General features: G+C 61.1%; 13 protein-coding genes and 3 pseudogenes. 6 read left to right on the forward strand and 10 right to left on the reverse strand.

Annotated elements, in window-relative coordinates:
* Window positions 1-320, forward strand: a pseudogene (locus LB536_RS30525) (hypothetical protein); the annotation flags it as partial.
* 196 nt (window positions 321-516) lie between these two features.
* Here the strand turns inward: LB536_RS30525 and LB536_RS30530 are convergent.
* The 3 genes from LB536_RS30530 to LB536_RS30540 all read right to left on the reverse strand — a co-directional run bounded on the left by LB536_RS30530 (window position 517) and on the right by LB536_RS30540 (window position 2,684).
* Window positions 517-912 carry an antibiotic biosynthesis monooxygenase family protein gene (locus LB536_RS30530; RefSeq protein WP_224599021.1) on the reverse strand — a complete coding sequence of 132 codons (396 nt, stop codon included), beginning with the start codon at window positions 910-912 and terminating at the stop codon, window positions 517-519.
* Window positions 913-954: 42 nt separating this feature from the next.
* Complete coding sequence (locus LB536_RS30535; protein WP_224599024.1) at window positions 955-1,152, reverse strand: hypothetical protein; 198 nt, start codon at window positions 1,150-1,152, stop codon at window positions 955-957.
* Between the two features lie 104 nt (window positions 1,153-1,256).
* On the reverse strand, window positions 1,257-2,684 hold the full coding sequence (locus tag LB536_RS30540) for an FAD-binding oxidoreductase (RefSeq protein WP_224599027.1): 1,428 nt from the start codon (window positions 2,682-2,684) through the stop codon (window positions 1,257-1,259).
* 358 nt (window positions 2,685-3,042) lie between these two features.
* On the opposite strand from LB536_RS30540, the gene LB536_RS30545 reads away from it, so the two are divergent.
* Window positions 3,043-4,149 (forward strand): helix-turn-helix domain-containing protein, encoded by a 1,107-nt coding sequence (locus LB536_RS30545; RefSeq protein ID WP_224599029.1) that lies wholly within the window; start codon window positions 3,043-3,045, stop codon window positions 4,147-4,149.
* A 425-nt stretch (window positions 4,150-4,574) separates the two neighbouring features.
* Here LB536_RS30545 and LB536_RS30550 read toward each other — a convergent pair whose 3' ends face one another.
* A complete protein-coding gene (locus LB536_RS30550) occupies window positions 4,575-4,883 on the reverse strand; it encodes a hypothetical protein (RefSeq protein WP_224599031.1) in 309 nt (102 codons plus the stop codon).
* Between the two features lie 43 nt (window positions 4,884-4,926).
* Here LB536_RS30550 and LB536_RS30555 point away from each other — a divergent pair.
* Window positions 4,927-5,211: pseudogene (locus LB536_RS30555) on the forward strand (nicotinate-nucleotide diphosphorylase (carboxylating)); the annotation flags it as partial.
* Window positions 5,212-5,561: 350 nt separating this feature from the next.
* Here the strand turns inward: LB536_RS30555 and LB536_RS30560 are convergent.
* On the reverse strand, window positions 5,562-5,795 hold the full coding sequence (locus LB536_RS30560) for a DUF1127 domain-containing protein (RefSeq protein ID WP_224599033.1): 234 nt from the start codon (window positions 5,793-5,795) through the stop codon (window positions 5,562-5,564).
* Between the two features lie 220 nt (window positions 5,796-6,015).
* On the opposite strand from LB536_RS30560, the gene LB536_RS30565 reads away from it, so the two are divergent.
* A complete protein-coding gene (locus LB536_RS30565) occupies window positions 6,016-7,536 on the forward strand; it encodes a winged helix-turn-helix domain-containing tetratricopeptide repeat protein (protein WP_224599034.1) in 1,521 nt (506 codons plus the stop codon).
* A gap of 133 nt (window positions 7,537-7,669) precedes the next feature.
* On the opposite strand, the gene LB536_RS30570 is transcribed toward LB536_RS30565, so the two are convergent.
* Together LB536_RS30570 and LB536_RS30575 are read right to left on the reverse strand one after the other, a co-directional pair.
* Window positions 7,670-8,164, reverse strand: coding sequence for a hypothetical protein (locus tag LB536_RS30570; RefSeq protein WP_224599037.1), 495 nt, complete (start codon window positions 8,162-8,164; stop codon window positions 7,670-7,672).
* 122 nt (window positions 8,165-8,286) lie between these two features.
* The gene (locus LB536_RS30575; protein WP_224599051.1) at window positions 8,287-8,427 is read right to left on the reverse strand and encodes a hypothetical protein; all 141 of its coding nucleotides are present in this window, start codon (window positions 8,425-8,427) and stop codon (window positions 8,287-8,289) included.
* On the opposite strand from LB536_RS30575, the pseudogene LB536_RS30580 reads away from it, so the two are divergent.
* Window positions 8,359-8,762, forward strand: a pseudogene (locus tag LB536_RS30580) (Tn3 family transposase); the annotation flags it as partial. The gene LB536_RS30575 and the pseudogene LB536_RS30580 overlap by 69 nt on opposite strands.
* Window positions 8,737-9,498: a DUF1353 domain-containing protein gene (locus LB536_RS30585; protein ID WP_224599039.1), complete on the forward strand. Its 762-nt coding sequence runs from the start codon at window positions 8,737-8,739 to the stop codon at window positions 9,496-9,498. The pseudogene LB536_RS30580 and the gene LB536_RS30585, both read left to right, overlap by 26 nt.
* 80 nt (window positions 9,499-9,578) lie before the next feature.
* Here LB536_RS30585 and LB536_RS30590 read toward each other — a convergent pair whose 3' ends face one another.
* The 3 genes from LB536_RS30590 to LB536_RS30600 all read right to left on the reverse strand — a co-directional run bounded on the left by LB536_RS30590 (window position 9,579) and on the right by LB536_RS30600 (window position 10,595).
* On the reverse strand, window positions 9,579-9,821 hold the full coding sequence (locus LB536_RS30590; RefSeq protein WP_224599041.1) for a DUF982 domain-containing protein: 243 nt from the start codon (window positions 9,819-9,821) through the stop codon (window positions 9,579-9,581).
* Window positions 9,822-10,117: 296 nt separating this feature from the next.
* Window positions 10,118-10,360, reverse strand: a complete 243-nt coding sequence (locus LB536_RS30595) for a DUF982 domain-containing protein (protein WP_224599044.1) — start codon at window positions 10,358-10,360, stop codon at window positions 10,118-10,120.
* Window positions 10,361-10,370: 10 nt separating this feature from the next.
* Window positions 10,371-10,595, reverse strand: coding sequence for a hypothetical protein (locus LB536_RS30600; RefSeq protein WP_224599047.1), 225 nt, complete (start codon window positions 10,593-10,595; stop codon window positions 10,371-10,373).
* Between the last annotated feature and the right edge of the window lie 883 nt (window positions 10,596-11,478).

Raw genomic sequence — 11,478 nt, forward strand, 5'->3', positions numbered from 1 at the left:
TGACCACCGACACCCCGCTCACTCGCTACAGCGCTACTAACGGCGCGCTCGCGAGCGGCTTCGTAACCGCCAGCTACCACGACCGTGAATTTTCCGCGAGCGGCGGCGTGATCGAGAATTTCAACTGCGAGCAAGGTTCTGATGCATGGTTCGCTTGCCGGGCCGGCATCCAGACCGCGTCGAAATTCGCCGCTGTCCCGGCATCACAACATGACCGGCCGCGAGCCGTGGAAGCCTTCGGCTCCATCGTCGAGCGAGAACGACAGCTGCGTGCCTCGCGCTGCCTATGGCGTGCCGAAATGATCGGCACGCATTCATAAGGCGGAGCCGGGAGTAGCTTCAACCACCGCTGCAGTGAGAAGAGTCGCTCACCGTCCGTCGCGGTAGCCACTTTGCCATGGTTTCGAAGCGTCGCGTCAATACTCTTGCCAATCACCTTGCGTGCCGGCACTTATTTCTCAGGCGATTATCAGCCACTGACCCGTCATGCCGAGCGTGGGCCGGCCTACCTGACGGTTAACTGGCCCCACGAAGCGGGAAGAGCACCTCTAGGATCTCTATTCGAGGTGCGCCGGTGACCTCGTAGGCCGCAGGAATGCTACGGGCGAGGTCGGAGTGTCGAAATTCCTCAAGCGCTTCGGCAGATTCCCAAAAGTAGATGCCCGCATATTCGCCGGTCTCGCGCACGTAGTACTTCTGAACGAGACCGGGAATAGCTCGGAACTGAGGCGCGCGTTTTTCCATCGTTCTGAGAACCTCATCATCTGTCAGTCCACTCTTGAATTTCACAAACTGGACGTACATCTGTCTGCCCTTTCCACACTCTTCAACAAATTCGGATGGATCCGTTCCCAGTGTTTGGGTGATCGCGTACTGTTTTGGTAGATTGTGCATTGGCCGTGCGAATTGCATATCGTGTTGACGTTTCCATTCGTCGAAACGCAGCCGTAGTCGTCATTCTTCGCATTGGTACCCCCAGACTGTGCCGCCGGTCGGATCGCAAGCTTTGTTTTGCTCGCCGCGCGTACGATGACCGCGAGTAGCGTGGGTCTTGGCTTCGTCGGGAAAGACGGAGAAGGCAAGCGTGGCTGCTGCGACAGCGATGGGAAGCCGAAACTTGCGGAGCAGACGTCGAATGTATTTCATGCTCATCGGCGGTTCACCTCATCCCTGCCCCTCTTCGAATCGTTGATATGAATGCCAGCCGCCCGGTCGGCGGTGGGACGATCGTCCTTTCTGCGATCGACGCAGCTTCGTCACGCCCTGGCGGACCTTGGTGACGCGCTGGGCCGGGCGTCGGAATGAGCCGGCCGGATGTTCTGGTTTATCCGGAAGAGATTGTCCGGGTCATATTTCGCCTTGATCGCGGCCAGCCGGGCGTAGTTCCCGCCATAGGATTCACGGATGCGGTCCTCGTCCTCCGCCATATTCATATTGACGTAACCGCCCCCCGCCGAATGGGGGTGCAGGGCGTGCCAATAGGTCCTGGCCCAATCGATCATCCTATCGTTGTCGGATGGGTCGTCGCCGATCGCGGCGATGAGTTGGACAAAATTGGCATCGCGGTAGGCGAAGGCGGTGTCGCCGGCCATCGGACGGTGCGCGGCGCCGTTGATCGGATAGAGATGCATGGTGGAAAGCATCGTCGGCAACTCGGTACCGTGCTTCAGATGCAGGTCGATCGCGTCCTTGCCCAGATCGGTGACGAAGTCGGACTTCCAGTACCATTGCAGTCCTGGCTTGAAGAGTTCGTCGAACATCGACTGCAGCGCTGGCCATGGTAGCGGCCCGGCGAAATCGAGCGCCGGCGGATGCGCCGCGCGGAACGGCGTCAATGCCGCCTCGCCCTCCTCAGCCGTGCCCAAATGGCACCAGACGACCGTGCACATAATCTTGCCGTGCAGTTCGGGCGGGAATTGCGGCGCCGGGGGCACCATCATCAGGCCGAACCAGCCGTTGAGTGCCTCGGGCGCCTTGAGGATGAGATCGCGCCAATCGGTCATCACGGCGCGCGCCTCTTCCAGCGGCCACAGCATCGGACCGCCATAGACCATGCCGGCGGGGCTGAGGCGGTATTCGAAAGCGGTGACGACGCCGAAATTGCCGCCGCCGCCCCGCACCGCCCAGAACAGGTCGGCGTCGTGCGCCTCGTCTGCGACGACGAAGCTGCCGTCAGCCAGCACCATGTCGACGCTCAAGAGGTTGTCGACCGTGAAGCCGCAGGCTCGCGACAGATAGCCGACGCCGCCGCCGAGCGTGAGCCCGCCGATACCCGTGGTCGAAATGAAGCCGCCCGGCACCGCGAGGCCGAAGGGATGGGTGGCATGATCGAGGTCGCCCCAGGTGCAGCCGCCTTCGGCGCGCGCGGCGCGTGCGGCGGGATCGACCCGGATGCCCCGCATGGCCGAAAGGTCGATCACGAGGCCGCCGTCGCAGGTGCCAAGACCGGGACCGCTATGCCCGCCGCCGCGCACCGCCAACACAAGACCGTGCTCTCGGGCGAAATCGACCGCCGCCATCACGTCGGCCACATCCGCGCAGCGGACGATCGCGGCCGGCCGCCGGTCGATCATGGCGTTATAGACGGCGCGCGCAGTGTCGTAGCCGGCATGTCCAGGTGCAATGAGTTGGCCGCGCAGCGAGGTTTGCAAGCTCGACAGGGCTTCATCGTTCGAGGTTTTCATGGCTGTTCTCCAATTCTTCACTCGTCGGCAACGCGAGCCAATGCGGCCGCGATGCCGGAACTACTTGTGTCGGGCTCGGCACGGCGCTGCCATTGTTGCCGGCGTCTTCCGCTCAGTCGTGATGAGTTCGATCTCGCCTTCAAGCGAGTCCGCGTCCGACATGCCATACCTGACCCAACCTCGGCAGGACAGGCGCGCACCGATCGCAGTGCTCAGGTGTTCGATCCCATCTCAATCGGTGCGGAGCCGAACGGAACGAAAGACTAAACGGCGGATAGAGATGACTCTCGGCACTTTGCGCAGTAAAATACAGCAGTTCGTGAATTGAAGCAGCGGTCCGGTAGGGCTGGAATTGCTCATGAGCCTGATGGAAAGCCCTCCGCGCCAGAGCGCGGCAATTGTGCGTTGCACCGAGGACGTTCCGCCGCGGCTACGGCGGGACTATTGGAACGACACCATCTCCGTTCCGTTTCCGGGCATCGCGGTCGATTGGTCTTCCAGCGTCCCCATATACGCACAGCTGAAAAGCCGTGCGTTCGCCGATGCGCGGGTGACTGAGATCGTCAATACGCCCGGCCGCGTTACTTACACGCCGCCCCTGTCAAGCACGCGCAACGACTATTTGCTGGTGCTGGAGCTGGCCGGTAGCGAACGTTATACCCAGGCGAATCATGAGATTGTACAGGAACCGAACGACCTGATATTGCTTGATGCCGCCCAGCCGTTCGAGGCGGAATTTCCGCAGGGTCTCCATATACTGGTCTGGCATCTGCCGCGCGAAATGGTGGCGCCGTTGCTTGCCGCGCCTGAACGTGCCGCCTGCGCGCACATAGCGGGCGATCACGGCCTGGGCGCGGTGCTCGCCGGCTACGCGCGCTCGCTCGTCGGCGAAGTCGGACGGTTCGAGGCGGCCCGCTGTCGATGTTGTCGCCGAGAGGCACCAATGCCCGCCGAGGATGCCTCTCAGTTCGATGCGATCACGCAGCGAAGTCTCGAGCTGCATCTGTGTTCTCTTGCCGCCCTGGCGCTGGGCGCTTCGGAGGAAGCATGGGAGATGCGACACGCTGGTTACCGCACTGCGCGGCGGCAGCAAATCCTTACCTATGTCGAGGCGCATCTTCGCCAGGCTGATCTTACCGTCGCACGGGCGGCCCGTGACCTAAAGATGTCCAGTCGCTGGCTTCACGCACTGTTGGCCGACCACGAGACGAGCTTTGCCGCATTGGTCGCCCGCCGCCGGGTCGAGGAGTGCCACAAGCGCCTTCAGGACCCCACACGCGACCACCTCTCCATAACCGAGATCGCATTGCGATCCGGCTTCAACGATTTGTCGACATTCAATCGCCGGTTCCTCGCGCATTACGGCATGACGCCGCGAGAGGTTAGGCGCGCTCGCATGTCGACGGGCAAGGGGGTGGATCTTGGAGCACGCCCTCTTAGGGGTGGCGCACACGGATCGAGCTGATGTTGTCGCCCCAGTCCAGATTGTCCCGGCGTTTGAGATCATCAATTTCCAGGCGGTTCTATATGCGCGTCCTGCGGCTGCCGTATCCTCCTGAGTGACGAACCAGTCAAGCTGCACTGGGTCTTGCCGCCGTTCTGTGGATAGTGATCCTCGCGGTGTTCTTCCCCATCCTCGGATGGGGCCTTGCCGGCCTGTCGGACAGCCCGAATCTGATCGTGGCATCCTTGGTGCCGCATCTATTGCTCGGACTACTGGCGTGGGGACTGGAGAAGTATCTGCCCGGAAACGCTTGTCAGGCATCCGCATCACACGGCGCATTAAAATCGGCTCCGCAGCGTTTGGCCTCGCCGGCCTGAGCCGCCGCCTGAGCGACCGTGTGGAACGCCAACCATCGACTTCCTGCGGTCGACGTCCTTGCCGGGCCGTCAGCCTTTTCTTGCCGCGGCTATCCAGCCGGCGACGCGGCGCGCATCGCGCCCGACGCCGGAGATCAGCGTCGGGGACACCGCGTACTGGAAATGAAGTCCGGCGAAATAGAGCCCGTCCATGTCGGTCGATTTGCCGAAACGGTGACGGGGCGTACCGTGCTCGTCCAGAACCGGAAGGTCGATCCAGTCGAAGCCGGGATGGAAGCCGGTGCACCAGATCAGGCTGGCGAAAGCCACCTTCGTGCCGTCGTCGATTTCGAGCGTGTGCAGGAAGGCGATCCGTTCGGTCAGTCCAATACGCTGCATTTTCTCTTTTGGCGCCGGCCATTGGCCAACGCTGGACGCATGCATCAAGATCGAAGTCGAGGTCGACACGCTTAGCCAGTTGGATGAAGCCCTGGCCCTCGCCCCCGACGCTGTCCTGCTCGACAACATGTCGGTCGAGGTGCTGTACCAGGCAGTGGCGATGGTCGGCGGCCGGGCGATCACCGAGGCGTCAGGCAGGATCACACCCGCGACGGCGCCGGCCATCGCCGCGACCGGGGTTGACCTGATCTCCATCGGCTGGCTAACGCACAGTGCGCCAATCCTCGATATCGGTCTCGACTACCGTGAACTTGATGGGCAGGCCTGAACCATCGACAGTAGTCTCTTGCCGACAGAGTTCGCCAGCTTCAAGGGCGCCCGTATCACTACAACACAAGGAACAGGGTGGAATGCACGCAGCGACCTCGGAAAAGACCATAGGCGCATGGCATTGGGATGCCTGTTCTTGACGGCGAAGGGTGACATCGCCGGCATCGGCCGACGGCACCAGCAAAATGGTGAGAGAAAGCGCGGCCAGCGAGCGGCGCGCGGATGTGAAAGACATGGAAACCCCCGTGGAATCGGCCCCCAAGGCCGATAGGGGATCATGGCGCGACGCGGGCGGGCGCTAAAGGGATGATGCCGGCAATCCCCTCCAAATCATCGCGGCATTTCGCCTTATCGCTGCCAGAAGGGCAGCTGGGCGATTTCTTCCTCGACCTGCCGTGTCGTCAAGCCGATGTCGTCGATCAGATGCGGACTGATCTCCGACATTCGCTTGAGGTCCCAGCGAAAGCGGGCTCGCTCGCGCCAGGCCGCGATGGTTTTTCGCAAGGCCGCCAAGCGCCGACGCGGCGCTTCCATGGATCTTGCGGGCATTCCTGGTGGGACCGAAGCAAGAGTATCGTTCATGGCAACCTCCATGGGGCGGACTTAGGAGCTCTCGAGCTGAAAGAGGTTGAATTCTGCGGGATACGAACGCCGCCGTAACTAAGGGCCGCCAAATAGTTCTCAAAAGTTCCAAACCGGCGTCTAACTCTTTGTTTTCTCGCAATTCCTATGGGAAGTGCTACGCGCTTCTGCGGTGCAAACCGCTTCGCACTTTTCGTTGAATTGCTCTATAGATACGCCAATGCAGGGAGAGCGCTTTGCCTTTGGTCGGTTCGTGCTCGATTCCGGTGCGGGAACGCTGCTCCGGAACGACGTCCCCGTGGCCATCGGCTATCGCGGGCTGAAGCTGCTCGCGGCACTGGTCGCAAGGCCCGGCGAAATCCTGGGCAAGACCGAACTCATGGACGCGGCTTGGCCCGGCACGGCGGTCGAGGAAGGCAACCTCACCGTGCAGATCGCGCAACTGCGCAAGCTGCTCGGTCCGCCCGGCATAGCGGGTGAAGGAGGCGGCGAATGGATCGCCACCGTTCCGCGCGTCGGCTATCGTTTCACGGGAGCCGTCGAACAGCTCGCCGGCGCAAAGCGAAAACCGCTGCCGCTACCGGATAAGCCATCGATTGCGGTGTTGCCCTTCGTCAATTTCAGCAACGATGCCGGGCAGGACTCCTTCTGCGACGGCTTGACCGAAGACCTGATCACCGACCTGTCGAGGATCTCCGGCCTGTTCGTCATCGCGCGCAATTCGACCTTTGCCTACAAGGGAAAGGCGATGGACGTGCGCGCGATCGCCGGGGAGCTTGGCGTCCGCTATCTGCTGGAGGGCAGCGCACGGCGCGACGCCGGGCGCGTGCGCATCAACGCGCAGCTGGTCGACGCGGCGAGCGGCGATCATCTCTGGGCGGAACGTTTCGACCGCGGCCTGGACGATATCTTTGCCGTCCAGGACGAGGTGACCGCCAAGATCGTGGAGGCGTTGCTCGGCCGGCTGCGCGCGCCGCCGCCACGCAACCGGCCCACCAATCTCGACGCCTACGATCTGTGCGTGCGGGCGCGCAAGCTGATCGATGATTCGCCGCAAACGGCACGCGAAGCGCATCTGATGCTGACGCGCGCGGTTGCACTCGATCCCGACTACGCCGAGGCCTATCGCTGGCTCGCCATGAACCACTGGATGGGATGGGTGCATTGGGGCGAGCCGATCGACCCCAACCGCCGTATTGCCTTGGACCTGGCGCGCAAGGCGGTCGCGATCGATCCCAACGATGCCGGCTGCCACTGGGTGCTCGGCAATCTGCTTGCCTATGAGCGTGATTTCGCCGAGGCGGATGCCGAATTCGCCAGGGCGTTCGAACTCGACCCCAACGAAGCCGATGCCTGGGCGACATTGTCCGACATAACGACGCTCGCCGGGCGGGTCGAGGAAGGGCTTGAGTATATTCGCAAGGCGTTCCGGCTGAACCCGTTTCCGGCAAACTGGTATTATCTGACGCTCGGCCAGGCGCAATATGCGGCGCGCGACTATGCAGCCGCCATCGAGACGCTGCGCCGGGACGAGACCTACCGCACCAGCTCACGCCGCTTCCTTGCGGCAAGCCTTGCGCAACTTGGCCGGCTCGACGAGGCGCGCGCGGAGGTCGAACTGTTCCTGGTCGGCAACCCACATTTCACGACCCGGCACTGGGTTTGGACGGAGCCGTTCCGCGACGACGCGACGCGCGAGCATTTCATCGAGGGCTTCCACAAGGCCGGCCTTCCAGACTGACGCGCCGGAAGACCTGCACGGGGTCCCCGATCGCGGCACCAGGTCGATCGTTTCGGTCAAGTGCTCCACGCAGATGAAGCAGCAGGTATCGCAAGGCTGGTCGTTATCGGGCCCGACGCCAGCGGAAATCTTGTCATTGCCGTCGACCCAGGCGCCATAGCAGATGCGTTCGCCCTGATTGCAGGAGATCGGCACCGATTTCTGTGAGCCCGGATCGACGAGGAACACCTTGTCGCTGCCCGGCCAGACGGTCTCGCGGTCGCGGCTGAACAGCTCGACCGCGAGACCGTCTCCTTGCGCAGGTCGGCGGTTCGCCAACCATCGAATCGCGATTAACGGTACTGGCCACCCGCTCTGTGCGCGCCATGACCTTGCGCAGACGTCGTTCGACGCCGCGCCGAGCCGCTATAGCGGCAGGCCGGGCTTCGGGAAGCGCATGTAGGAAACCTCGGAATTGTCGCATCTCGCCTTCGAGCGTGGCGGCGATCTGCGGACCGTTGGTGCGACCGTAGAGGAACGACAACGTCTCAAGGAAATCGCGATAATGTTCGCCGTCATCGGGCTCATCGCCCGACAGCGTCAACATCCGATAGAGCGTCGCCGACAGCAGCAAACGTGCGCGCCGCATGGCCATTGCCGTCCGAGTAATCGAACAACTCGCGCGCAAGCTCGGCGGCCGGGGTGTCGCCTTGCAGCAAATCCCGGAAGCGCTGAAACTCGTCCAGATGATCAGGTCGGGCTTCAGCGCGTCTATGCAGGCATGCGAGACTTGCCGCGCAGTTTACCGACCAGCGCGTTGCGCCGCTGGGCCAGCTCGTAGGGATAACCAATCATATCGGTGCGCCGATCAACACTGCATTGATCCTCGATCACTGGGATGATCTGCTTCACCTTGCGGCGTCGATCACCACCCGCGCCGTTGTGCCCTCGACAATTCTGAAGAAGCTCTCAGCGTCTCCGAAGGAAAGCCAACTCGCGAGCTCGAGCGATCGTTGTTCATGATCGAATGGTACTCGAGCCCGGCACTGCGACGGCGCTGTCAGGCTGGCCTCAACAAGGGCGAGGCTGCGCACAAACTCAAGCGCGCCGTGTTCTTCCATGAGCGAGGCGAAATCCGTGACCGATCGTTCGAAAACCAGGCCTTCCGCGCATCCGGCCTCAATCTGGTCGTCAGCGCGATCGTGCAACCGAGGTGGAACGATGCAGCACAATACATTCAACGATCTGATCCGCTTGTCTCGGCGATTTGCAGGTCTCTTCATTACGAGCGTGATCGCGCTCGCAGTTGCAACGGCAGCCGGATGCAGTTCCATAGACTACCAGAAGCTCACCACCGGTGAGATATCCGGCAGCTTGTTCGTCATGTGGGTCGGTGAAGGCAACAGTTCCGGCGACTGGAATTTCCTGTTCGTGCCCGACCCTCACGACCTCTTAGTCTTCCATCGGGCAGCTCCGGCAGCACTAGGAAGCACGATCAAGCTCAAGTACACGGACGGCGGCTCAATCCCGAAGATCGCGCAGGTCTTCAAAGTGCTCTCGCCTTGGGGCTACGCCCCAGCCTACATGGTCCACGACTGGATCTTCATTGCGCATCACTGCATCGTTGACGAGAGCACGGAGAAGAGGTTCGACGAAGTCCGTGGCGTCGAGTTCGACGACTCCGCAGCGATCCTCGGCGAGGCAATCAAGGCGTTGATCGCGACGCGCCAAGTCGCCAAACGATGTCGCACCCACTGCCATCACGGAGGCGGTGGGAAGCGCGGTTGCCTAGAATCTTTGGGAAAGAAGGGAGCCTGCAAGTCGCTGCAGGTGAGTGCAAAAGACATTGCTTCCGCAGAGGCAGCGATACCGGGCTCCACATCCAAAGCTCAGAATCTGAGGACCTTCCAAGTACCAGAAGCCGTCATACCTTCGATCCGAGCATTGAGGCCAACGAAGATCATCGCTCGTCTGTCCTTCTGACCTGAGCGTCGAGCAAGCCCATGGCGGACCGGCGTGCGGCGACCCACCGTCGAGACAGCCGTCATGGGTCAATAACTTTGTTATTCGGAGAGCATCACCCCCTCCGCCTTGGCAGCCAGCCTGAAGCACCTTCTGGCCTCCTGAGGTGTCGCCAAGTCAGCCAGAGCGGCTATGCAAACTCTCATCGCACGGTTCCAGTGTGGGCCACGCTTGGACCACTTCAGAAGTTCTGCGGCTGCAGCCTCAACGTTGTTGACATTGAACCGGACGACGGGCTCGGTGGTCCTTACGGGAACCGCTGGGGAGAACCAATGGAGCGACATGCAGTTAATACATTAGCTGCAGTGCACATAGTCAAGAGTGTCCATTCACCAAGGAAATCTTTAAACGACGTTTTTCCTATGCTAACCTCGCGCGATGTTTCCTGGGGTTGGGAGCAAGCAAAATGCCGGACAATACTGGGAACGGTGGGAGCCCATTTGAGCTCGCCCTGATCGCGGTGTTTGTACTGGTCGGCATCACCGTAGTCATTGGCGTCGGGTTGCATTGAATGGAGCGGGTTACTCCTGGCGGACCTCGAACGTGGTCCGAACCAATTTTGAATAGCGTCCAGGACCACCTACAGGTTGGTAAGCAGCTTGCCCTCTTCCACGGCAGCCTCACGGAAGGCTTCTCGGACAACCTCTGGTCTGACTTTATGGTCCAGCGCGTCGAGGCAAAGGTCCGCCGCTATCTGCCACTTAGGGCCGCGTTTGGACCACTTCAGGAGTTCCGCGATGGCTCCCTGGACGTTGTTGCAATTGTAGCGATGCCCGGCGTCCGTCCTGACTGGGACGTTAGGGCTGAACCAAAGGAGCGACATGGGGGTACCGTCACTCGTGAAGGTCGAAGACCAAGAACACCTGATCCATCGCTGCGATACTGACAATCAACTCAACCAGATCACAGTCCTTCTGGGTTAGCTGAGGACCGACCCTACGAACAGCTTCGAGGGTTTCCTTAACGGACACCACACTGCCCACGGCGACGTCCTTCAACACTACAGAAATGATGTCGCCGGCGGTGTGTGACGGTAGACGGGATGTCTGAGTACCCATGATCGCCTCCTACCCAGGCGTCGATTCGTCATGCTGCTGTTTGAAAAAATCAAGAGCCGGAATCGTACAAAGCCAGGGGAAATATTTGTTAAAATTTCTAAGCGGGTGATCGGATAACTGGCACGCGCGAAGTCCCCTGAAGACCCGGAGGCTTATCGAGAGCGAAAGGCTTCTTCAAACCTGGCCTCGCTGAACTTGTCGGCGAACTTCTATCGCTGCAAACTTAAGGGGATAAACAAGCACACCAGGTACGGCATCGAGAGCTACTATGACTTCTCGGCGCCAGCCAATGTGGACCTTCCGGTTGGGGACGTGGTGAACAAGATCATTCACAGCTTTGTGTTCGGCGAGACGTTCAATACTCCCGCGCTCCACATCGCAAGTTCCATCCGAAACCAAGCCGTGGACGGGTTCAGGGCCTTTGGTCCGTCACTTTGAACTCATACATCGACGTTCTCAATCGGGAATGACGATCCAAAAAAGTACATTGGGATTTCCAACCCCAAGTCCGGCGATTGGGACACCTAGGCCGGCAACGGCGATCCCCCGGCTGAGTTCGCAGCCAAAGCGGTCGCGCGTGTAACCCCATGGAGAAAGAGGCGTCCGCCCTCTTTCTTCCTTCCACCCTGCTTGAGCGAACCGACACCGAGTGGGTTGATGGGCTCCTCGACCGTTGCCGCCATTTGGGAATGAGGGCCGGATGGGCGTGGACGTCAGGGCGCTTAACGCGCGACAGCCAACCGAGACGGACAACCGCGCCTAACGGGTCTCCCTGCCGATAACTGTGGAAGCCTCGGCGACAAGCCGCGCGGGAACCTGCGTTACCATCGAAAGTTCCTGCTCATGGCAAATCACCCGATTACCGGCGTACTCACCTCGATCG

The organism is Mesorhizobium sp. ES1-3, from assembly GCF_020164795.1.
In the GTDB taxonomy this organism is placed as follows: Bacteria; Pseudomonadota; Alphaproteobacteria; order Rhizobiales; family Rhizobiaceae; genus Mesorhizobium.